General features: G+C 58.3%; 19 protein-coding genes. 8 read left to right on the forward strand and 11 right to left on the reverse strand.

The window, feature by feature from the left end; all coding sequences use genetic code 11:
- Positions 1-53: 53 nt before the first annotated feature.
- Positions 54-4,946, reverse strand: a complete 4,893-nt coding sequence (locus tag ACN0XM_RS06370; protein WP_417566090.1) for an NAD-glutamate dehydrogenase — start codon at positions 4,944-4,946, stop codon at positions 54-56.
- Positions 4,947-5,109: 163 nt separating this feature from the next.
- On the opposite strand from ACN0XM_RS06370, the gene ACN0XM_RS06375 reads away from it, so the two are divergent.
- From ACN0XM_RS06375 to ACN0XM_RS06400, 6 genes are read left to right on the forward strand one after another with little or no spacing between them, the layout of a single operon-like run.
- Positions 5,110-6,072 (forward strand): AAA family ATPase, encoded by a 963-nt coding sequence (locus ACN0XM_RS06375; RefSeq protein ID WP_417566091.1) that lies wholly within the window; start codon positions 5,110-5,112, stop codon positions 6,070-6,072.
- A gap of 37 nt (positions 6,073-6,109) precedes the next feature.
- Positions 6,110-7,051 carry a DUF58 domain-containing protein gene (locus ACN0XM_RS06380; protein ID WP_417566092.1) on the forward strand — a complete coding sequence of 314 codons (942 nt, stop codon included), beginning with the start codon at positions 6,110-6,112 and terminating at the stop codon, positions 7,049-7,051.
- Positions 7,048-7,518 carry a DUF4381 domain-containing protein gene (locus ACN0XM_RS06385; RefSeq protein WP_417566093.1) on the forward strand — a complete coding sequence of 157 codons (471 nt, stop codon included), beginning with the start codon at positions 7,048-7,050 and terminating at the stop codon, positions 7,516-7,518. The genes ACN0XM_RS06380 and ACN0XM_RS06385 overlap by 4 nt, the downstream gene beginning before the upstream one ends.
- Complete coding sequence (locus tag ACN0XM_RS06390; RefSeq protein WP_417566094.1) at positions 7,512-8,540, forward strand: vWA domain-containing protein; 1,029 nt, start codon at positions 7,512-7,514, stop codon at positions 8,538-8,540. The genes ACN0XM_RS06385 and ACN0XM_RS06390 overlap by 7 nt, the downstream gene beginning before the upstream one ends.
- Complete coding sequence (locus ACN0XM_RS06395; protein ID WP_417566095.1) at positions 8,530-10,323, forward strand: VWA domain-containing protein; 1,794 nt, start codon at positions 8,530-8,532, stop codon at positions 10,321-10,323. Before ACN0XM_RS06390 ends, ACN0XM_RS06395 begins: the two co-directional genes overlap by 11 nt.
- On the forward strand, positions 10,317-12,041 hold the full coding sequence (locus ACN0XM_RS06400; RefSeq protein ID WP_417566096.1) for a BatD family protein: 1,725 nt from the start codon (positions 10,317-10,319) through the stop codon (positions 12,039-12,041). Before ACN0XM_RS06395 ends, ACN0XM_RS06400 begins: the two co-directional genes overlap by 7 nt.
- A 6-nt stretch (positions 12,042-12,047) precedes the next feature.
- Here ACN0XM_RS06400 and ccmI read toward each other — a convergent pair whose 3' ends face one another.
- From ccmI to ccmA, 9 genes are all read right to left on the reverse strand, one after another.
- On the reverse strand, positions 12,048-13,316 hold the full coding sequence (gene ccmI / locus ACN0XM_RS06405; RefSeq protein WP_417566097.1) for a c-type cytochrome biogenesis protein CcmI: 1,269 nt from the start codon (positions 13,314-13,316) through the stop codon (positions 12,048-12,050).
- A 69-nt stretch (positions 13,317-13,385) separates the two neighbouring features.
- Positions 13,386-13,865, reverse strand: coding sequence for a cytochrome c-type biogenesis protein (locus ACN0XM_RS06410; protein ID WP_417566098.1), 480 nt, complete (start codon positions 13,863-13,865; stop codon positions 13,386-13,388).
- Positions 13,865-14,401 (reverse strand): DsbE family thiol:disulfide interchange protein, encoded by a 537-nt coding sequence (locus tag ACN0XM_RS06415; protein WP_417566099.1) that lies wholly within the window; start codon positions 14,399-14,401, stop codon positions 13,865-13,867. Before ACN0XM_RS06415 ends, ACN0XM_RS06410 begins: the two co-directional genes overlap by 1 nt.
- The gene (locus ACN0XM_RS06420) at positions 14,398-16,404 is read right to left on the reverse strand and encodes a heme lyase CcmF/NrfE family subunit (RefSeq protein ID WP_417566100.1); all 2,007 of its coding nucleotides are present in this window, start codon (positions 16,402-16,404) and stop codon (positions 14,398-14,400) included. The genes ACN0XM_RS06415 and ACN0XM_RS06420 overlap by 4 nt, the downstream gene beginning before the upstream one ends.
- A gap of 37 nt (positions 16,405-16,441) precedes the next feature.
- Complete coding sequence (gene ccmE, locus ACN0XM_RS06425; protein ID WP_417566101.1) at positions 16,442-16,918, reverse strand: cytochrome c maturation protein CcmE; 477 nt, start codon at positions 16,916-16,918, stop codon at positions 16,442-16,444.
- 14 nt (positions 16,919-16,932) lie between these two features.
- Entirely contained in the window at positions 16,933-17,172 is a 240-nt protein-coding gene (gene ccmD, locus ACN0XM_RS06430) for a heme exporter protein CcmD (protein WP_417566102.1), read from the reverse strand.
- 3 nt (positions 17,173-17,175) lie between these two features.
- Positions 17,176-17,919, reverse strand: coding sequence for a heme ABC transporter permease (locus ACN0XM_RS06435; protein WP_417566103.1), 744 nt, complete (start codon positions 17,917-17,919; stop codon positions 17,176-17,178).
- 31 nt (positions 17,920-17,950) lie between these two features.
- Entirely contained in the window at positions 17,951-18,676 is a 726-nt protein-coding gene (gene ccmB / locus ACN0XM_RS06440; RefSeq protein ID WP_417566104.1) for a heme exporter protein CcmB, read from the reverse strand.
- A complete protein-coding gene (gene ccmA, locus ACN0XM_RS06445) occupies positions 18,666-19,304 on the reverse strand; it encodes a cytochrome c biogenesis heme-transporting ATPase CcmA (protein WP_417566105.1) in 639 nt (212 codons plus the stop codon). Before ccmA ends, ccmB begins: the two co-directional genes overlap by 11 nt.
- Before the next feature lie 157 nt (positions 19,305-19,461).
- Between ccmA and ACN0XM_RS06450 the strand changes: the two genes are divergently transcribed.
- Both ACN0XM_RS06450 and ACN0XM_RS06455 read left to right on the forward strand, forming a co-directional pair.
- Entirely contained in the window at positions 19,462-20,814 is a 1,353-nt protein-coding gene (locus tag ACN0XM_RS06450; protein WP_417566106.1) for a flagellar hook-length control protein FliK, read from the forward strand.
- Complete coding sequence (locus ACN0XM_RS06455) at positions 20,811-21,119, forward strand: EscU/YscU/HrcU family type III secretion system export apparatus switch protein (protein ID WP_417566107.1); 309 nt, start codon at positions 20,811-20,813, stop codon at positions 21,117-21,119. Before ACN0XM_RS06450 ends, ACN0XM_RS06455 begins: the two co-directional genes overlap by 4 nt.
- A gap of 52 nt (positions 21,120-21,171) precedes the next feature.
- Here ACN0XM_RS06455 and ACN0XM_RS06460 read toward each other — a convergent pair whose 3' ends face one another.
- A complete protein-coding gene (locus ACN0XM_RS06460; protein WP_417566108.1) occupies positions 21,172-21,564 on the reverse strand; it encodes a DUF2802 domain-containing protein in 393 nt (130 codons plus the stop codon).
- Positions 21,565-21,625 lie beyond the last annotated feature (61 nt).

Genomic DNA, 21,625 nt, shown 5'->3' on the forward strand with positions numbered 1-21,625 from the left:
TTTAGTGATTCCCGGCCGCCGATTGAACGGGAATCGTGGTCTCAAAGCAATACTCAGTTTGTCTGAGCCTCAGCCTCAACCTCGCCATGAGGCTGGTGCATGGTGGTCTGGGCCAGGTCCAGAAGCTCCCGCAAGGCCACCGAGAACATCGCATACTCTGGCTCTCTCACGCCCTTGAGCTCGGACAACATGGTTTTCCAGCGATCAATCATCTGCTGATATCGCTCCATCCAGCCCTCGACACAGGCGGGCACGTCGGCCGGCTTTTCTGCCAGCTTCAGTACACCCGTGGTCAAAGCCCGCTGCTGCCAGTCCAGATCCTCGCGAAAACTTTCCCTGGCAAGGGCCTGCCAGTGAGAGGCCGGCGTCAGAGCGGCAATGGCGTTGGCGAACCAGTTGAGATCAAGACGGTCACCCAATTCGTAGTAGAGATTGGCGACGGTTTTCAATGGCATTCCTGACGCTTCCTGAGCCTCAATAATACCGAGAGAGGAGTATAGATGTCCGGTACCGGAAACCACGGAAGCCAGCTCTGTCGGCAACCCGAGTTCCACCAGTGCCTGATGCCGCTTTTCCCAGTTGATCCGGGCCTGTTCTCCGAGATATTCCGGCAGGCCTGCGGTAATGGCCCATACGCTGTCGGCAAAACGCTCCATATGATTCTGGATACTCAGTTCAGCGCGACGGTTGCGCAACAGCCAGCGCACGGAACGGCGCATCAGCCGCATCAGGTCCTGCATCAACTGCATCTGAAGCTGGGCCTGGATATGAAAATCCAGAGCCTCAATTCTGTCCCACCAGTTATCAATGCGGAAAACATCCCGGGCAATGATCCAGGCCATTGCTATCGACGCCGCATCAGCACCGGTGGACTGGTTGAGCCGCTCCACAAAGGTAATACCCATGTGGTTAACCATGTCATTGGCAATCTGGGTGGCAATGATTTCACGACGCAGCTGGTGCTCTCCCAGCTCTTTCGAGAATTTCTGGGTCAGATCCCGTGGGAACACCTTGTACATTTCACCGGCCAGCATCGGGTCGTCCGGCAACGTGCTGTTGATTAGAGTTTGCTTGAGATCGCCTTTCACATAGGAGATCAACACCGACAACTCAGGCCGGGTCAACCCTTTCTTGTCCAGCTTGCGCTCAGACAGGGTTTCGTCATCCGGCAGAAATTCCAGAGCGCGGTTCAGCTTACCCTCACTCTCAAAGGTGTTCATCAGCCGCCGGTATTCCTCCAGGCGCGTTGCCGCATCCTCGTTGGCAATACTGATGGCCTGGGTCTGGCGGTAGTTGTTCTTCAAGACAAGCTGAGCCACATCGTCGGTCATTTCCTCAAGCATGATATTGCGCTGCTTGAAAGTGAGATCACCCATGGCCATTGCCCGGTTGAGCAGGATTTTCATGTTGACCTCATGGTCTGAACAGTCAACGCCACCGGAGTTGTCAATGAAGTCAGTATTCAGGCGCCCGCCCTTGAGAGCATACTCAATACGCCCAAGCTGGGTCAGCCCGAGATTACCTCCCTCGCCGACAACCTTGCAGCGCAGCTCCGACCCATTAATCCGAAGGCCATCATTAGCTTTATCGCCAACGTCGCTTTGGGATTCGCTTGTTGCCTTCACGTAGGTACCGATACCGCCTACCCAGAGCAAGTCCACGTGCGCCCTGAGAATATGGGATATCAGCATGTTTGGCGGAACCCGGTCAGACTTGATTCCCAACAGCTTTTTCATTTCCGGGCTGACCGGAATTGACTTGGCATTCCGGCTGAAGATGCCACCGCCCTTTGAGATAAGCTTGCTGTCGTAGTCGGTCCATGCGGATCGGGGCAGCGCGAACAATCGTTTACGCTCTATATAGCTGCGCTCCGGATCCGGGGTCGGGTCGATAAAGATATGAATATGGTTAAAGGCCGCAACCAGCTTGGTCTTCTCCGAAGACAACAGACCATTGCCGAACACGTCGCCGCCCATGTCGCCGATGCCAATGGCGGTGAACTCATCCAACGCCGGGTTGATACCCATCTCCCGGAAATGACGTTCCACCGAGACCCAGGCACCCCGGGCGGTAATGCCCATTTTCTTGTGATCGTAGCCATTGCTGCCGCCGGAGGCGAAGGCATCGCCCATCCAGAAGCCGTATTCCGAGGCCAGGCCATTGGCTATGTCAGAGAAGGTTGCCGTGCCCTTGTCCGCAGCCACCACCAGATAATGATCGTCTTCATCGTGACGGATCACCCGCTCCGGAGGCTGAATGCCGGCATCCACCAGATTGTCGGTAATATCGAGCAAACCACGGATAAAGGTTTTGTAGGCTTCGACACCCTCCGCCTGGAAGGCTTCCCGATCGGAGGGATCCGGCAGGCGTTTGGCAACAAAGCCGCCTTTGGCGCCCACCGGAACGATCACTGCGTTCTTGACCTGCTGGGCCTTCACAAGGCCCAGAATCTCGGTACGGTAGTCCTCAAACCGGTCAGACCAACGCAGGCCGCCACGGGCGACCTTGCCGCCCCGAAGATGCACACCCTCAACTCGTGGCGAATAGACGAAAATTTCAAACATTGGCAGCGGCAGAGGTACATCCGGAATCCTGGCTGGGTCGAACTTGACACTGATATAGGGTTTCGGGCCGCCCGTTTCATCCTGCTGGTAATAGTTGGTGCGCAGGGTGGCCTGGATCAGCTCCAGGTAAAGCCGGAGAACACGGTCTTCACTGAGATTCTCCACCTCCTCCAGTCCGGCATTGAACTCAATCTCCAGCTTTTGCTGGGCCGCCTGGCATTTACCCGGGCTCTGGTACCGCTCCGGGTTGAAACGAACTTCGAAAAACTCGAGCAGCAGCCGCGTCAGCTCAACATGGTTCACCAACGTGTTGGAGATGAAGGTCTGACTGTTGGAAAAACGGATCTGGCGCATATAACGGGCGTAAGTCCGCAGAAGCGCAATCTCCCTCCAGCTCATATAGGAGGACAGAAGCATCCGGTTGAAGGCATCGTTTTCAGCCTGCCCGTACCAGACTCGCCGGAACAATTCCTCGAAAATCGGCCGGATACGATGAATGTCCACCACATTGCCGGTGTGAGCCTGAAGGGTGAAGTCATGAATCCAGACTGTCTTGTTATGGCGGTCAGTCACCTCGAACGGATGCTCGCCAATGACGCGGAAGCCAAGGTTATCAAAAATCGGCATCACGTCTGAAAGCGGCAGCGGTTCGTCCGGATAGAATAACTTGAAGTGCAGCGTGCTCTCATCTTCTTCCAGCGCCCGATAAAAGCTCATGGCCAGAGCGCCTTTAGTGGCCGACGCCGAAATATGCTCTAGATCGATCGCTGCGCGCCTGGCCGAGAACATGTCGGTATAGCTGGCCGGAAAGCCAGCGGCCCAGAGCCGATACAGCTCATTGCCCTGCTCTTCACCATAAGCTTCGCTCAATGCCTCGGAGAGGCCGTCACGCCAGGACTGCGCCAGTTCAATGACTTTTTCACGGATTTCCGCAGTTGGCAGCTGACGATTTTCAACCTGGGGCACCCGGATAGTGAACTGGACCCGGGCCAGCACAGATTCCGAGAAATGGGTAACGAACTCAACGTCTTCGGCATCGAGCCGTTCAACCAGCACCTGCTCGACTTTCAGGCGGAGTTCGGTGTTATAGATATCCCTCGGGAAAAACGCCAGGCAAGTCACAAACTCGCCATAAACATCCTCCCGCATGAACAGTTCAATACGGCGGCGTTCCTGAATGTACAGGATGCTTTTGGCCACCTTGAGTAGCTCGTCCGACTCGATCTGAAACAACTCGTCCCGAGGGTACAGGGTCAGGATCTGCTCCAGTTCCTTGCCGGCGTAATCATCACGGAGGAAACCGGAGCGCTTCATCACACTCTGGAATTTACGGCGCAGCAGCGGAATTTCATCCGGCCGCTCGTTATAGACCCGGGCGGTATACAACCCCAGGAAGCGGCGCTCGCCAACAACCTCACCCTTGCTATTGAACTTCTTGACCGCGATATAGTCCGGATACGCCGGGCGGTGCACCCGCGAGCGCTGGGCCGACTTGGCGAAGATAAAGATATCGTCGGTCCGGGTCATCTCATGCCGGGTACGCTGGGGCATTTCGTTTAGGCGCACCCTGTCTGGCCGCTCATTGTTCACTCTGAGGATGCCCAGCTCGGAATTCTCGACCCGTCGGACCACCATCCCACTCTTGTCTTTGGCAAAATCGTATTCGTCGTAACCAAGGAAAGTGAAATGATCACGTGCCAGCCACTCAAGAAACGCCCGGGCTTCCTCCTTCTGCTCTTCGTTGATCCCGGCGGTAGTACTGTCCAGCTCCCCGATGATCTCGGTCACCTTCGCGCTCACCACGGGGAAATCGGATACGGCAATCCGGACTTCATGGAGCACGTTCTGCAGAGTGTCTGCCAGATCCCGGAGATCCTCCGGGTTACTGTGTCGGTCAATTTCCAGAACGATAAAAGCCTCAAAGGCGGATCCGGAGGCACTTTTTTTGGTGGTATGCAGTTTCTTCAGCTTGCCGTCCTTGTCCCGCTCGACCTGAAGAATTGAATGCTGAATCGAGTGAGTTCCGATTTCGCGCTGATTAATGGCAATGCGCAGGGAATCAATCAGAAACGGAATATTGGGGTGCAGAACAAAAATGACTGTATGGGTCGACTGCCAGCCGTCGCTTTCAAGGTCAGGGTTAAAAACCGCAACCGAGGTTTCTTCGGAGGAGCGCTTCTGCAGGAATTGCCAGGCCGCCAGTACGGCACCGTAGGTGTCAGCGAAACGTCGGCTGACCAGCTCTTCCAAAGGAATGTGTGCATAATGTTGCTTGGCAAATTCGCTGATTCTTTTGGCTTCGGTTTTGGTAATCTTCTTTGCAAAGGCCTCAGCCAATTGCTCAAAGAACTGATCCTTGCTGGCCACTGTCAGCGCATTCATGGTCGACCTCAGTTAGTGTGAAATAAACGTAATCACGGAATCGTTACATAAGCATAGTCAAACCCTTGATTTTTGCCGCCCAGACGCCAAAACTGCGGCAACTACTTACGCACGATACGGGTTTCTCCGGAAAATCCTCAAAGAGAGGGAGCAGTCACTTCCAATGTCGTTACAGCATACGTTCGGTGAGTTACGGGTACAGTTAGCCAAACGGATAATCGGCCAGGAAAAGCTGGTAGACCGCCTGCTGATCGCCCTGCTCGCAGACGGTCACCTGCTTGTGGAAGGGGCTCCGGGTCTGGCCAAAACCACCGCCATCAAGGCCCTTGCAGACCACCTGGACGGAGATTTCCACCGGATCCAATTTACCCCGGACCTGCTGCCATCAGACGTCACCGGCAGCGAGATCTACCGGCCGGAAACCGGCCAGTTCGAGTTTCAGCGTGGTCCCATTTTCCACAATCTGGTGCTGGCCGACGAAATCAACCGCGCACCTGCCAAGGTACAATCGGCACTACTGGAAGCCATGGGGGAACGACAGGTCAGCGTGGGCATGCGCACCTTCGCTCTGGAACAGCCGTTCATGGTAATGGCCACCCAGAATCCGATTGAGCAGGAAGGCACCTACCCCCTGCCCGAAGCTCAGCTGGACCGGTTCCTGATGCATGTGATGATCCATTACCCGTCGGCGGAAGCTGAGAAAGCCATTCTTCAGCTTGCTCGGAACGATTATCGGCAGGGCATGCCCAAGACAGACCTTCGCCTCACGGCCAAACAGGTTTTTGCCGCCCGGGCCGAGGTGGCCGACATCTACATGGCAGAGGCGGTCGAGCAGTACCTTCTTGCACTGGTGCTGGCGACCCGGGACCCGGGCACCCTTGACCCGGAACTTGCGCGCTGGACTGCCTTCGGCGCCAGTCCCCGGGGCACCATTGCCCTGGATCGCTGCGCGCGCGCGCTCGCATGGCTTGATGGCCGCGACTATGTCACGCCTGACGACGTCCGGGCCATGGCCTTTGATGTGTTCCGGCACCGCATCCTGCTGACTTTCGAGGCCGAGGCCGAAGGCATGACCGCAGACACCGTGATCGAGCGGCTGATCGAACGTGTTCCGGTGAGTGCCTGAAAGCGACGACGGAAGCAATTCACGGGAGCCGTCAGGAATGCCGAACACCGACGCAGTAACTCACATCGGCCTATCGGATCTCATCCGCCTACAGGCAGACGCACGGGCATTGAAACTGCCCTCGGCGCGTCCGGTTCGGTCCCGGCAGGCCGGCCTTCAGCGATCGCCCCAGCGAGGCCGGGGAATGGCCTTTGCCGAGGTCCGGCTATACCAGCCTGGGGATGACATCCGCAGTATCGACTGGCGGGTAACCGCAAGACGACAAGCTCCTCACACCAAGCTCTACGAGGAGGAAAGGGAACGGCCGGTACTCCTCCTGTGCGACCTCGGTCCTAGCCTGTTTTTCGCCAGCACCGGCGCTTTCAAACAGGTGCGTTGCGCCCAGCTGGCTGCCATTCTCGCCTGGCTGGCCCTTTGGTCAGGCGACCAGGTCGGCGGCATTGTCTTCAATGGTGAAACACTGAATGTCCAGCGCCCGGCCCGGCGCAAGAAATCGGTACTACGGCTGCTGGACACTCTGGCAGAGCAGCAACACAGGACGAGTCGCGACCTGGCGCAGAATGAAAGTACGGGGCAGGCCAAGCTGGATACAGCCCTGACCGAGGCGCGCCGGGTCGCCCATACCGGCAGCAGGATTTTCGTGATCAGCGATTTTTTGGAGATCTCACCAGAGACCGGGAAACTTTTGGGCGCCCTCGCCCGCCACAATGCGGTCAGTGCACTCAGAGTCGTCGATCCCCTGGAAAAGGAATTGCCTAAAACCGGGCGGTTCGCGGTGGCGGGCCCGGATGGCCCAGTCTGGTTTGATGCCGCCAACCCACGCTTCCAGAGGGCCTGGCATGAGAAAGTGGCCCACCATGAACAGCAGCTCGAAGACTGTTTCCGAACCTCGGGTGTTATTGCTGCGACTGTTTCGACGGGCGAGGATCCGGCGGTGACCCTGAAATCACTGCTCGGACCAGGAGGGCGAATCGGGTGAATCCGCAGGACCCCTTCAGCCAGCTCAGAGACATTCACCTGCCCGATCCCGGAGGTTTCTGGCCGCCGGCCCCTGGGTGGTGGATGCTGGCCATTCTGGCCATGGCTGTTAGCGCTGCACTGATCTGGCAGATTCTCAAGCGCAGACAGAGGAACCGCTGGTTCCGGGCGGCATGGTCGGAACTGGCCCTGCTGGAGAGTTCGGCGGCACCGAATGCCCGGTGGTTTTTGCTGCTGAATACGCTCCTGAAACAGGCGGCCCGGGAGCGATACCCGGAATCACACCCCGAAGCCCTGACCGGCGAAGCCTGGGTGGAATTCTTATTGGCCACAGCGCCCACACACAGGGTTGCCTCAAGACCGGTGGCAGAGGCTCTGGTAGAAAGCGCGTGGCGGCCTTCGGTGTCAACTGAGCCTGATCAGGCACTGGCATTTGCCAGGCTATGGCTGGGAGGCCAGAAATGCTGAGCCTTGCCTGGCCCTGGGTGCTGACTCTGGCAGTCATTCCCCTGCTTCTTCAGTGGCGCAAACCGCAGGGGCAGCAGGTGGATGCCCCAATCCTGCCAGTTGGCCACTGGCTCTCAGACCTGCCCGGCGTCAGCCGCCGGGGCAATGCTGTGCCACTGTGGCACAAACTGCTGCTGTTCCTGATGTGGGTATTGCTGGTCACCGCCCTTGCGAGGCCACAGCACGTTGGTGAGCAGACGCAGATGCCAGTTTCTGGACGTGACCTGATGCTTGTGGTGGATATCTCTCCCAGTATGGACGAGCAGGACATGGTGCTTCAGAACCGGAGCATTAACCGACTGCAAGCGGTAAAGCGGGTCCTTGATGATTTCATTTCACACCGCCGGGGTGACCGGTTGGGGTTGATCCTGTTCGGCACCGAACCCTACGTGCAGGCGCCCCTGACCTTTGACCTCGAAACCGTCCGAACCCTGATGCAGGAAGCTGGCCTCGGTATGGCAGGCCGGGCCACCGCCATCGGTGACGCCATTGGCCTTGCCACCAAGCGGCTCCGGGACAGACCCGAAGATCAGCGTGTGATGGTGTTGCTCACTGATGGTGCCAACACCGCCGGCGAAATAACACCGGACAAGGCTACGGAGATTGCCGCTTCCGCCGGCATCCGGATTTACACCATCGGCATCGGCGCGGAGTCCATGGTGCAACGCGGCCTGTTGGGGTCGCGCCGCGTCAACCCGTCCCGGGATCTGGACGAAAGCCTGTTGACCCGAATGGCGCAACAGACCGGCGGCGAGTATTTCCGCGCCCGCAGCCTGCCAGAGCTTGAGCTAATCTACGAAAGCATTGATCAGCTGGAGCCTATCGAACTGGAGGGCAAATACTACCGCCCTGTCACCGAACTTTACGCCTGGCCCGCCGGCCTCGCGGCAGCATTATGGGCCATGCTGTTTCTTTACCGGCAGATGGGTCAGTTGATGGCCGAGCGTCGCCAGCAAAGGGAGGGGGAACCGCATGTTGACTGATTTTCACTTCCTGCGCCCGCTTTGGTTGGCATTGGTTCTCCTGCTGCCATTGATGTATCTGGCATTCCGCCGGTTACGTCTGGGGGACAGTGGCTGGTCCCGGCTCATTCCGCCTCGCTTGCTATCGCCTGTCATACGTCACGAGGGCACATCAGGCCGGCCCCCGAAATCCCCTATGTTGCCAGCTGCCATTGCCCTTGTTGTCCTCGCCATTGCCCTTTCCGGACCGGCCTGGCGGGAGGCGCCTACCCCGCTGAATCAGCCGGGAGACAGCCTTGTGATTGCACTCGATCTTTCACTTTCCATGTTGGCAACCGACGTAGAGCCAGACCGCCTGACCCGGGCCAAACGAAAAATCCGGGATATTCTCGCAGTACGGCAGGGCAGCCTGACCGGGCTGCTCGTGTATGCCGGTGACGCTCATGTGGTCACACCGCTGACCGATGATGCCAGAACCATCGAGGGCATGCTGGACGTGCTTGATCCGGTCATTATGCCAGCCACCGGCAATCGCGCTGATCTTGCCGTCGCCAGGGCAGCCAATCTATTGAAACAGGGTGCGCCGGGTAATGGCCGGATTCTGGTAATCACCGATGAGATCAGTGAACGTTATTGGCCTGAAATACGGGACACCCTGTCCGGCGCCGGGTATCCGCTCAACACCCTGGTGGTGGGGACCAAAGAAGGCGGGCCCATCCCTCTCGCCCGCCGCGGATTCATTCGTGAAGATGGTGACATTGTGATCAGTCGAGCCACCCCGGAAGCCCTTTCGGAGCTTGCCCGGAGCACCGGGGGACTGAGCCATGAACTGACCCTCAACGACTCAGATATTGAATCCCTCGAACTCAGTCCGAGGGATTCCGATGACTGGCAGGAAACAAAAGCAGGGCTGACGGTTAGCCGTTGGCAGGATGACGGTTACTGGCTGCTCTGGCTGGCAGTCCCCCTGATTTTACTGGGGTGGCGCCGGGGCGCATTCACTGCCCTGGCTCTGGTGTTGTTGCCAGTGCTTCCTCAGCCGGCAGCGGCCATGACCTGGGCCGACCTATGGCAGCGTCAGGATCAGAGGGCCACCGAACTGATCCAGAACGATCCGAAGCAGGCAGCCGCCCGGCTGGATGATCCCGAGTGGAAAGGCTCCGCACTGTATAGGTCTGGTCAGTTCGATGCCGCGGCCCGGGTCTTTGACCTAGCCAAAGGACCTCGCGCCAATTACAACCGCGGCAATGCGCTGGCCAGAGCTGGCAAACTCGAAGAAGCACTCGCGGCCTATGACAGTGCCCTGGCCGAAAATCCGGACATGGCAGATGCCCGTCACAACAGGAAGATTGTCGAAGAATTGCTGAAGCAGAAAAAGCAGGACAGCGACCAGAGCAACAAACAGCAAGACTCGTCAGACTCCCAGGGCAGTGAAGGCAACAAACCGCAGGATAGTCAGAACCAGCCCGGAAACAATAAAGAGCCCGGTGACGCTGGCAACGAGCAGCAGCAGAACTCCGGGAACGGCCAGCCTTCCCCCGGGAACCCCGAAAAATCAGGCGAACCGGATAAGCAGAGCGATGAACAGCAGGGACAGGCTCAGGAACAGGCCTCGGGAGAACGGGAGTCACAGACGAACCAGGCCCAGGCTCCCGCGCCAATCTCTGAAAAACCCCTGACGCAAAGCCAGGAGCAATCGCTCAGGCGTGTTCCCGACAACCCCGGCGGCCTGTTACAACGCAAGTTCCTGCAACAGTATCAACAACGCCAGACTCCATCCGATGAGGGCGACACACCATGGTAAAACGCTTGATCAAAGCGGCTGTCTGTCTTTTTCTTCTGACCGCAATCTGGCTGCCGGTCCAGGCGCAAGAACTCACCGTCGAGCCGGATAGAACACAGCTATACGAGGGTGAGGTGCTGACCCTAACGGTTAAAGGCAGCATGGAAATCGATATCAACCTGGGCAACCTGTTCGACTTCGACATGTCCAACCTGCCCAAACCCGATATCGAAAAGGTACAGCCGGATTTCGAGATCCTGGCGCAAAATCAGCAGTACAGCATCCAGACCATCAACAACCAGATGGTGGGGGAGATAACCTGGACCTACCAGCTTGCCCCGACAACCACCGGCGAACTGACCATTCCGGCCCTCACCTTCAATGGCGCCGTTTCCCGGCCTGTCACCGTAGAAGTAGTGGACGGCACGCCACCGGACCAGGCGGACACCGGCCGCGACAGTTTTATTGAACTGTCTGCCGATAAGGCCGAGGTATATGTGCAGGAGCAGTTGATTCTTACCGTACGTCTATTTTTCCGCGGCAATCTGATCCGGGGCGAACTGTCAGAACCCACACACCCCAATGTCGTTATCGAACCGCTCGGCAGGCAACAGGAATTCTCACGCTACCGTGACGGCGTACGCTATCGTGTGGTGGAGCGCCGCTATGCTCTGTTCCCCCAGAGTCCGGGCAACTTCAAGCTCGCGCCGATCCGATTTGAGGGGCAGGCCCGGGACGCCCAGGGCACCCTGAAATTCCTCAGGGACAGCGAGGAGTTGTTTGAAATACCGGTCAAGAGCGTCCCTTCGCAGTTCACCGGGAAAACCTGGTTGCCGGCGAGCAGCGTAAACCTGACTGAATCCGGATTGCCACCAACACTTGAAGTCGACACTGGTGAAAACCTTACCCGGAAAATCCGGCTGACAGCATCCGGCCTGCCCTCGGAGACGCTGCCACCTCTGCCGGATGCCGTACCTCTGGGTTTGAGGAGTTACCCCGAACAGCCCGAACGAACCACCGAGACAACCCCTGATGGTCTTACCTCGTCATTGAGTCAGTCCGTGGCTCTGGTGCCCGTTGAGTCCGGGCAAATGACCCTGCCGGCCATCCGTATTCACTGGTGGGACACGCAAGCCGATCGCGAACGTGTTGCCGTGCTTCCGGAAAAAACTCTGACGGTCACAGCCCCGACACCCGGCACCGGCGCAGTACCGCCGGAGAACACGACGACAACTGGTGGGAAGCCCCCTGAAATAAGCACGGGGCCCAGCTCCCCGGATTTACCGGCTCCAGGCCGGACCATGCCCTGGAAATGGCTCAGCCTGGCGCTGGCAGCACTCTGGATCGGCACGTTGCTGGTCTGGTGGCTGTCACGTAGGAACTCGGCAAAACGACCGGTCACCAACGAAAACAGAAAGGATCGGGTCGTTTTTGAACGGCTCATCAAGGCCGCCCGGGACGGTGCTGCGTCAACGCCGGAACTGCTGGTGGAATGGGCCAATCTGCACGCACCCGGTCACGGCTTTCATTCTTCTGCAGACGTCGCCAGCCACTTCCAGAGCGAGGCGTTAACCGCGGAGATCAGAAAACTCCAGGCTCGGCTTTTCTCGCCCGGTCAGGGCACCGGCGACTGGGATGGGCGCCCCTTGGCCAAGGCATTGCAGCAGATAAGGGAAGCGACCGCAAAGCCCGAGACCCGGACTGACCTGCCGCCGCTCTATCCGAAAGGACTGGCCTAGACCAGGTCAGTTGGTCAGCTGCTGGTCGATCACAACGGATACTGGCTCTTTCCCGGCGTCGCCCACCGCAACCGGTGACTCCGAGCTGCCCTGCCAGTCTCCCGGCTGGGCACTCACACTGCCGGACCGGCTGAGCCGGGCAGTAATCACCACTTCTTCCGCACCAGAAATTCTGGCTTGGGGCGACATGGAATAACTGTCGTCCAGGCGTATTTCCGCCGGCAGCTGATCCGCCGTCAGCCTTGCCACCGCCAACGGCGGCCCTTGCTGGGCGCCAGCCTGGCGTGCAAATACGAACAACGTAGTATCCGCAGGCACCTGATCCCGGAACGCTTCCACCAGCGTTACCCGTACTGTAACCCCTGCTCCGGCAGCTTCGGGTTTGGCCGCCAGTTTGGGCGGCTCCTCTCCCAACCGGGTATAGGCTTCACGTATTCCCTCACGGATGGAGGCGATCTGGGGATGATCCGGAGCCACGGCCCCAATACGTTCCCAGTATTCGATGGCCTCGCGATAATTTTGCTGGCTGAAAGCGTTAATGCCCAGCAAGCCAAGCGCATTCACTTCATCGGGGTCCAGACTACGGGCCTGTTCGATGGTGGCATTGACTTCTTCTGTCATGGCGCCCTCGCTGCCGAAGAACAACGCCTGGGCCGCCAGGCCATAGGCAACGGCTTCGGAGCGATCATCCTCTGAGACGCTGTCCGCCAGTTGACGGAAGGCCCAGGCGGCATCGTCATAGCGTTCCAGGCGCATGTAAGTGCGGCCCAGCATGGCCCAGCCTTCCGGATTATCAGGGCTGGCTTCCAGTCGTTCGCGAAGCTGCCCTGAAAGTTCCGTCATCTGTTCTTGTCGGGAGGCGTCCGTGGTGCCCATTTTCTGCATGGTGATGAGTTGCTCGACCCGGTCCATGGCGCCCCACTGCTGATACAGATAGAACGTAGCTGCCGGCATCACAAGAATCGACACCAGGCCTACCACCATGGCGCTTCTCCGCCCCTTGATCAAAGGCTTCAACTGCTCGTTTTCCGGCACATCGTCTAACATGGCGCCGGCCAGCTCTTCTTTCAGTTGGCGGTAGTTCTCTTCGTCCAGAATGCCGGCCTCGTATTCGTTATCGAGCTCTTTCATCCGGGAGCGATAAGCCAACAGGTTCTGGTTTTTCCGATCCGCCTGTTTTCTGGCACCCGTATGGTGGAAAAACACCGGGTAAAGTACGAACGCCAGAGCAAGAATGATCAATACCGTTGCGGCAATCCAGAAGGTTTCAGTCATGGAGTTCCAGTCACAGGTTCAGAATTAAATGGAGTAGCAGCGTGAACATCAGGGCCGGCATCAAATGATTCAGGAGGCCCTGTCGTGCTTGTGAGCAGCCAGCATTTTATCCACGCGGGCCTTTTCTTCCTCGCTCAGCGCTGGGGCATCGGGTCCGGCCCGCCGGGACCGTATAACCACGCCGGCGACAACCAGGAGCCCACCAAAAACGGCGATGGCCGGCGTTGCCCAAAGCAGGAACGTGCGACTGTCGAATTGCGGCTTATAACGCACAAACTCACCAAACCGGGCGACCAACGCCTCGACAATCGCTTCATTGCTGGCGCCTTGCTTCATCATTTGGTAGACCTCTTCCCGCATATCCTTCGAGATCGGGGAGTTGGAATCAGCAATGTTCTGGTTCTGGCATTTCGGGCACCGAAGCTCGGAGATCAAGGTCTGATACCGCTGTTCCTGGCGGCTATCCTCAAAGTTATAAACGTCGGCAACTTCTGCCGCAGCAAGCCCGGAAAAAAGGACAGCGAAGGCAACTAATACAACCCGGATCATCAGCCATCCTCCCTGACTTCGTTGATGACCGGCAACAGTGTCTGCTCCCAAACGGTCTCATTGATCACGCCAACATGTCGGTAACGAACAACACCACCGGCATCAATTACGAAGGTTTCCGGCGCGCCGTAGACACCGAGATCAAACCCCAGGGTTCCCTTCGGATCATAAATCGTTTTCTGGTAGGGATCGCCCAGCCGGTCAAGCCAGACCAGGGCATCTTCACGGTTATCCTTGTAATTCAGGCCGATAATTGGCACTCCCTTTTCTTCTGCCAACCACATCAGGTCATCGTGTTCTTCCCGACAGGACGGACACCAGGTGCCCCATACATTCAACAGGGAAACCTGACCACGGAAGAGGCTCGGATCAAGCATGGCATCGGGATTATGCAGATCCCGCAGGCTGAACCCCGGGACCGGCTTGCCCACCAACGCCGACTCCAGTTTGGTGGGGTCCTTACCAATACCAGCAAACAGCACTATGCCAATCACGACGGCAACGAATAACGGGAGGAAAAGCAGGAACCGCTTCATGAGACGGCTCCTGCCGAGCGCGCCGAGCCAGTGTCCGTAACAGGCCCACCGGTGTCTACCGTCTCCTCTGCCCGCTCGCGGATCCGGTAACGGCGATCAGAAATGGCCAGGAAGCCACCTGCGGCCATGAACATCGCACCCAGCCAGAGCCAGCGCACCAGCGGCTTGTATTGCAGACGAATGGCCCAGGCGTCGTCGGAAATGCGTTCGCCAATTGCCACGAAAATGTCCCGGAACAGGCCGGCATCGATGTCCGCTTCCGTCATAACGCTCATGCCAACAGAGTACTGACGCTTTTCCGGATGCAGCTCGGCAATGCGCTCACCGTCCAGCATGACGTCAAAACTGCCATACTGTGCGGTGAAATTGGCTCCATTACGTGCGCCAATGTCCTTGAATACAAACTGATAATCACCAACCGTCGCCACGTCACCCGGCACCATGCGAACGTCCCGCTCAATACCGTAATTGGACACCACCGTGGCTCCCGCCATGGTAATTGCCAGGCCCAGATGGCCGAGTACCATGCCATAGTAGCTACGAGACTGGCGCTTGAGCCCATGGATTCGACCTTTCCTGGAAGACGACTTGTCCCATACATCCCAAAGGGTGGCAACCGTCACCCACATGGCTGTAAACACCCCAAGGAAGGCCCACGGCTTGAAGCCGCCATAACCAATCACCACGGCCGTACTGGCGATCAGGCTGACCGCCAGCGGCCACAGCAGCTTGCGCGCCAGCCAGCCACCGTCGGTCTTCTTCCAGCGGGAAAAAATCCCGGCGCCCATCAACAGACCTGTTGCCACCGCCAACGGGCTGAAGGTGAGGTTGAAGAACGGCTCGCCAATCGACAGCTTGCCCATGTCCAGAAAATCGAGAACCAGCGGGTATAGCGTACCCACGGCAACCAGCAGGGTTGCAGATACCAGCAGGACATTATTGAGCAACAGGAAGATTTCCCGGGACAGTGACCCGTACCGGGAACGGACATGAACTACCGGTGCCCGAACCGCATAAAGCGCAAGGCTGGCGACGATAGTGACTGCCAACAGCGCCAGCAGGAATGTTCCCCGCTCGGGATCGGAAGCAAAGGCATGAACGGACGTCAGCACTCCGGAGCGTACCAGGAAGGTGCCCAGAAGGCTGAGGGAGAAAGTGACAATCGCCAGCAGCACGGTCCAGCTCTTGAACACGCCGCGCTTTTCAGTCACTGACAGGGAGTGCATCAGCGCGGTGCCGGACAGCCACGGCAACAGGGATGCGTTCTCGACCGGATCCCAGAACCACCAGCCACCCCAGCCAAGCTCATAGTAGGCCCACCAACTGCCCAGAGCGATACCCAGGGACAAGAAGGCCCAGGCAACGGTGGTCCAGGGCCGCGACCAGCGTGCCCAGGCAGCATCGAGGCGGCCGTTGATCAATGCCGCAATCGCAAAGGCAAAGGCGACGGCAAAACCCACATACCCCATATAAAGCATGGGAGGATGAATGATAAGGCCGACATCCTGAAGCAACGGATTGAGGTCCGCGCCGTCTGCTGGCACATTGGGCAGCAGGCGATCAAACGGGTTGGACGTGACCACGATGAATAACAGGAATCCGACTGCGACCATGCCCAGGACCGAAAGCACCTGAGAAATCATCACCGAAGGCAGTCGGCGACTGAAGATCGCCACCGCCAGCGTCCAGCCGGAAAGCATCAGTATCCAGAGCAGCAGTGAGCCCTCATGGCCGCCCCAGACCGCACTGAACTTGAAGTACCAGGGCAGCATGCTGTTGCTGTTGTTGGCAACGTAGGCCACTGAAAAATCGTCCGTCACAAACGCGTGGGTCAGAACAGCAAAGGCAAGGCCAACAAAGACAAACATGCCAGCCGCCAGAGGCCTGGCAAATGCCTGAAGGTTGTCCCTGCCAGTCAGGGACCCCGCCAAGGGTACTGTAGAAAGGAGCACTGCCAACAACAGCGCGAGTATCAGTGCAAGCTGTCCGAGTTCGGGATACATCAAAGCCCTCCAGAAACCAGGCTGTCAGGTGAAGCGTTTAATAGGATACTGTATTCGTAGTCGCACTCTCACTGGCCTTGTTCTGGCCTTTTGATGCCTTTTCCAGTGCATCCGCAACTTCCGGCGGCATATAATTCTCATCATGTTTGGCCAGAACCTGATCAGCGACAAAGCGACCGTTGTTATTCAGTCTCCCCATGGCAACCACGCCCTGCCCTTCGGCAAACAGGTCCGGCAGGATCCCGGTGTATTCAACCGGTACCGAAGCGTTGAAATCGGTGACCCGGAACTCTACCGTGAGGCTGTCCGGATCCCGCACGACCGACCCCTCTTCGACCATTCCGCCAGCCCGGATTCTGACATCCACCGGCGCTTCACCGGCGGAAATCTGGCTGGGGTCGTAGAACAGATTGATGTTCTGGCGCAGGGCATAGGTTGTCAACGCCACAGCGATTCCCAGCCCCACTAGCAGGAACAGGACAATCGTCAGGCGCTTTTTTCGGATCGGATGCATCACATACCTGCCATTCAGTCTTGGGAAACGTTTACGCGGGTGAAGGAAGCGGCTGAGCCACGGGCAGCCTGTTGTCTACTTTTGCCAGCCTGAAATTCATAACCGCGCCGGCAGGATTCAATGGCTGCCTTGCGGCGACGAACAGACCAGACCATCATCGCGATCATCAGGATAAAGAAGACACCGTAACAGGCCCAGACATAGGATCCGTGGCCTTCCATCACCATAAATGCCGAAAAGGAATCAAACGCCATAGATCAGCCCCTCCCGGCCATAACATAATCTCGTACCCAGCGAGTTCGCTGTTCGCGTACCAGAATTTCTGTCTGCATCCGCAAGCAGGCCAGCCAGCCAAACAACAGATACAGGCCAAGAACTGAAAGCAGCAACGGAACCCACATGTCCGCAGGCATAGAGGGCCTTTCAGTCAGCTTGAAAGTGGCCGGCTGATGCAGGGTATTCCACCACTCCACGGAGTACTTGATAATCGGAATATTCACTACCCCGACCAGAACGAGAATCGCCACAGCCCGAGCTGCCGACTTTTCATCGTTGATGGCTCTGTCCAGGGCAATCACACCACCATAAAGAAACAGCAGGATTAGCATGGAAGTCAGCCGGGCGTCCCAGATCCACCAGGTTCCCCAAGTCGGCTTGCCCCAGACAGCTCCGGTGAATAGCGCGAGAAATGTGAGCACCAGCCCCACCGGGGCCACGGCCTTGACAAAAACATCCGCCAGCTTCATGCGCCAGACAAGGGTGACCACCGCCGCGACGGCCATCATGATGTAGATCGACTGGGCAATAAAAGCCGTGGGCACATGAATGAAGATAATCCGGTAACTGTTGCCCTGAAGGTAATCCTTGGGCGCGAAGGCCAGCCCCCAGACAATCCCTGCCATCAGCAGCAGTGCGCCACCTGCCAGCAGCCAGGGCATAAGCCGGGTCGCAATCCCGAAGAACCATTTGGGGGAACCCAGCTTGTGAAAAAATTGCCACATTAGATGGTCACCGTCCTACCGTTACCTTGTTTTAGCCGTTCGACAGGCTGATACGCAGCGCTGCAGCGGATGCAAAGGGCGCCAGCGTCAGCGCCAGCACGAGAAATGCCCCCATCAGGGCCACATAGGCACCAACCTGAGCTCCTTCGGCTGCAGCGGCCACTGTCCCCGTACCAAAAATCAGGACAGGAATGTACAGCGGAATGATCAACAGGGACAAGAGCACCCCTGCTGAGCGTAACCCGAGGGTCAGGGCCGCACCAATTGAACCAATCAGACTCAGCACCGGCGTACCGATCAGCAGCGTTAGACACAAAACTCCGATAGAGTTCCCGTCAAGATGAACCATTACGCCCAAAACCGGCGTCAGCATCACCAGTGGCAACCCCGTTAACACCCAATGCGCCATGGTTTTCGCCAACACCAGCAGAAACAGAGGCTGAGGCTGGAGTACCAGCTGTTCCAGAGTGCCGTCATCAAAGTCATGCCGGAACAGATGATCAAGCGACAGTAACACCGAAAGTAACGCAGCGACCCAAAGGATACCGGCACCAGCCTCCCGCAGAAATGACACTTCCGGGCTAACCCCCAGGGGAAAAAGAGTTACAACCATGACAAAGAACAACAACGGATTCAGCAAATCCTGCCGTTGCCGGAAAGCCACCTTCAGGTCCCGGGCAAAGACGCCTCGCATTGCTGCCAGAGCCCCTACTGTATCATCCCGCAGCTTCAGAACGGGGCGAACATCAGCATTCATCAGATGACCCTCCGCCTAGAACAATACGCCGCATTCCGGGCATCCGGAGATCGTGGTGGGTCGTCACAACTACTGCACCCCCCTCGGCGGCTCGCTGCTGAAGGAGTTTTTCAATAGCACCGACGCCATCTGCATCAATGGCCGTAAAGACCTCGTCGAGCAACCAAAGGGGCTCATCGGCGATCAGCAGTCTCGCAAGGGCTACCCGCCTCTGCTGCCCTGCCGAAAGCTTCCGGCAGGGCACGTCCTGGAAACCAGCCAGCCCGGTGCCCTCAAGCGCGTGGCGTAGCACCGGATCTGGCACCGGCCGTCGCCCGGACGTCAGGGCCCGAAGATTTTCCATCGGCGTCAGCAACGGCTTAATGCCCGGCCGATGACCAACAAAGAGGGTATTTCTGAGGAATTCTTCCCGCTGGGCGGACCTTCGCTTGCCACACCAAAGAAGCTCGCCGGACCAGGCATCGTTCAGGCCAGCAAGCATTCGCAGCAAGGTGGTCTTGCCGGAGCCGTTGGGGCCCTCGACACGGGTAACCGTACCGGGCAGTATGGAGAACGAGAGATCACGGAAAAGAATCCGTTCGTCCCGCTCGCACTGCAGATCGACAGCCTGTAATAACGGCTCAGACATCAGGGCCCCGTAACCAGGACGATGCGCGTGTGTACGGCATCGTGTGCATTCGTGACAAAGACGGCGGGTGCGCCATATTAGCGCATGGCCGACCGGCGCGGCGTATTATAACGAAAGAGCTTGCGGATTACTCTTGTCCAACATCAAATCAGTGAAGATGAAACTACCCAGCGGACAACAGCCCCCGACTCCTCCTGCCCAGCCCGCATCCCGGACGGCCCGGCCAACCGGCACCGCGGAAGTCAGCCGCGAGCCCGCCGCCGCCTCTGCCAGGCAACTGCTGGACCAGATCCAGCTGGCAAACCGGGAAACCACCCTGGCCCGGGTGGCGGAGATATTGAACCGGCAAAGCGGAAGTAGTGCCGATGTGTTGCTGGATATTCGCGGCAAATCCCTTTTGGTTCAGGCCTCAATTGGTAAAACCGAACTCTCGCCGGGTGACTGGGTAAAGGTGATGCGGGCGGGCAACGAACTTCAGCTTATGGGCAAACTGGCGCCTGCTCCCGAAGCGGGTATTGCCCGGGCCCTGGCCCAGCGACTGCCCTGGCAGCAAACCCTGGACACCGGGCTGGCAAAGCTTATGGGTACGCTAACCCAGGGCCTCAGGCAAGACCCGCTGCCCGGGCAGTTACCTTCATCCCGCCCGGCCCAACCCCTCCCGATAGCCGCCCGGCAGGCGATCGAACAGCTGGTGGCAAGGCTTCCCTCGGGGACCGGTCTGGCGTCCGGCTCCGGCGGTCAGGCTGTCACACCACAACAGGTTCGGCAATGGCTATCCGAAAGCGGCCTGTTTGCCGAATCCCGCCTCGTCCAGACCCCCGATGCCCAGCTCCCGGATCTCAAGCTGGCCCTTGGCAGGGTAATTACCGCATTGCTGGCGCACCAGGGCAGCAATCCGGAACAGTTCAACCGTTTGACGCCGATATCGACACCAGAATTAATGCAGGCACCCCTGCAATTCCCACAACCTCTGGCGACGCCCCAGGCAGCCAGCGACGGCGAACCTCCCAGCGTCGGGCAAATGCTCCGCCTGCTGGCAGGGATGCTCAACCGCATCACGGTGAATCAGTTACACACTCAGGTGCTGACAGCCCGGGGTAGCGGTGATGCCACAGCACCCACCTCTACCCTGCTAGTGGATCTGCCCTGGCTGACACCCCAGAACGAACCCAGGCTGGCGCAGCTGCGAATCGAACAGTATTCGGAGGAGCAGGAGTCAGAACGGAGTTCTGCGATGCCAGCTACCAACGAGTGGCGGCTGGCACTGGCCATGGATCTGGATGAGGCTGGCCCGCTTCATTTCGATGTCACTTTGCGACAGCACGCGGTCAGCGCCCGGGTCTGGGCGGAGAAACAGACGACGCTGCGACGGGTGAACCGGGAACTCCCCATGCTGAGGCAGAGCCTGGCGGACATCGGGCTGGAAGTGACGGATCTGGAATGCCGCCGCGGAACACCCCATAGCAGCATCACCCGACTCGAACACAGACTGGTGGATACCCGGGCATGACTTCAGAGACGCATCATACAGACACCAGGGCCGCCGTCGCACTCAAATACGATGGCGACAAAGCCCCCACCATCAGCGCAACCGGCACCCACGAACTGGCGGAGGAAATCATCCGCATTGCCCGGGAGCATAACGTTCCGCTGTATGAGAACGCCGAACTTGCCAGCATCCTGGCGCGACTGTCCCTCAACGAGGAAATCCCCGAGTCACTGTACCGGGTGATTGCTGAAATTCTTGCGTTTGCCTTCCATATCCGAGGGCTCACGCCGGATGACCGGAAACCGGATGGCTCAGCGGATCAGTGAACGGAGCGTCCAGGCGTGCAGGAAACGCTTGCCCCGGTGCAGCCCTCGGGGATCAGGCCGCCTGGCGTTTTCTGAGTGCTGACACCAACTCGGCCTCGGGACGGGATATTCCGCAGGTATTCATAAGATCGTCGATATCGGCACCGAGATCAACCAGTCTTGAGGCTTCATCGTAGGAGATTCGCAGCGGATCATTCTGGCGCATCTCGTCCAGTGTGGTCCGCAGTTCATGCAGTTGACGCTCGCAGGCCACAAGGCGCTGCCCCACCCCCATGCTGGCGCTGGTGGTGGCATGCAATTCTCGGCCGAGCGTGTCGCACCGTTCTTTCAGAGATGCCTTCAGGCCGCGTACCTGGCGCCCCAGAAGCAGCCCCTGAACGAGGACCAGAGACAAGGCGACAACAGTCAGCGCCCAGGGAAGATAGGAAGGAATTTCTGTAAACATGACGGATATCTCCCGTTAATTTCCACGGAAGGCATCCATCATCTGGCCTGAAACGGATTGC

Source organism: Marinobacter sp., from assembly GCF_048269445.1.
Classification (GTDB): Bacteria; Pseudomonadota; Gammaproteobacteria; order Pseudomonadales; family Oleiphilaceae; genus Marinobacter.

Bases quoted from the DNA above. Each gene is read 5' to 3' on its own strand.
- ACN0XM_RS06370 (WP_417566090.1), bottom strand. From the start codon at position 4,946: ATGAATGCGCTGACAGTGGCCAGCAAGGATCAGTTCTTTGAGCAATTG.
- ACN0XM_RS06375 (WP_417566091.1), top strand. From the start codon at position 5,110: ATGTCGTTACAGCATACGTTCGGTGAGTTACGGGTACAGTTAGCCAAA.
- ACN0XM_RS06380 (WP_417566092.1), top strand. From the start codon at position 6,110: ATGCCGAACACCGACGCAGTAACTCACATCGGCCTATCGGATCTCATC.
- ACN0XM_RS06390 (WP_417566094.1), top strand. From the start codon at position 7,512: ATGCTGAGCCTTGCCTGGCCCTGGGTGCTGACTCTGGCAGTCATTCCC.
- ACN0XM_RS06395 (WP_417566095.1), top strand. From the start codon at position 8,530: ATGTTGACTGATTTTCACTTCCTGCGCCCGCTTTGGTTGGCATTGGTT.
- ACN0XM_RS06400 (WP_417566096.1), top strand. From the start codon at position 10,317: ATGGTAAAACGCTTGATCAAAGCGGCTGTCTGTCTTTTTCTTCTGACC.
- ccmI (WP_417566097.1), bottom strand. From the start codon at position 13,316: ATGACTGAAACCTTCTGGATTGCCGCAACGGTATTGATCATTCTTGCT.
- ACN0XM_RS06410 (WP_417566098.1), bottom strand. From the start codon at position 13,865: ATGATCCGGGTTGTATTAGTTGCCTTCGCTGTCCTTTTTTCCGGGCTT.
- ACN0XM_RS06415 (WP_417566099.1), bottom strand. From the start codon at position 14,401: ATGAAGCGGTTCCTGCTTTTCCTCCCGTTATTCGTTGCCGTCGTGATT.
- ACN0XM_RS06420 (WP_417566100.1), bottom strand. From the start codon at position 16,404: ATGTATCCCGAACTCGGACAGCTTGCACTGATACTCGCGCTGTTGTTG.
- ccmE (WP_417566101.1), bottom strand. From the start codon at position 16,918: ATGCATCCGATCCGAAAAAAGCGCCTGACGATTGTCCTGTTCCTGCTA.
- ccmD (WP_417566102.1), bottom strand. From the start codon at position 17,172: ATGGCGTTTGATTCCTTTTCGGCATTTATGGTGATGGAAGGCCACGGA.
- ACN0XM_RS06435 (WP_417566103.1), bottom strand. From the start codon at position 17,919: ATGTGGCAATTTTTTCACAAGCTGGGTTCCCCCAAATGGTTCTTCGGG.
- ccmB (WP_417566104.1), bottom strand. From the start codon at position 18,676: ATGAATGCTGATGTTCGCCCCGTTCTGAAGCTGCGGGATGATACAGTA.
- ccmA (WP_417566105.1), bottom strand. From the start codon at position 19,304: ATGTCTGAGCCGTTATTACAGGCTGTCGATCTGCAGTGCGAGCGGGAC.
- ACN0XM_RS06450 (WP_417566106.1), top strand. From the start codon at position 19,462: ATGAAACTACCCAGCGGACAACAGCCCCCGACTCCTCCTGCCCAGCCC.
- ACN0XM_RS06455 (WP_417566107.1), top strand. From the start codon at position 20,811: ATGACTTCAGAGACGCATCATACAGACACCAGGGCCGCCGTCGCACTC.
- ACN0XM_RS06460 (WP_417566108.1), bottom strand. From the start codon at position 21,564: ATGTTTACAGAAATTCCTTCCTATCTTCCCTGGGCGCTGACTGTTGTC.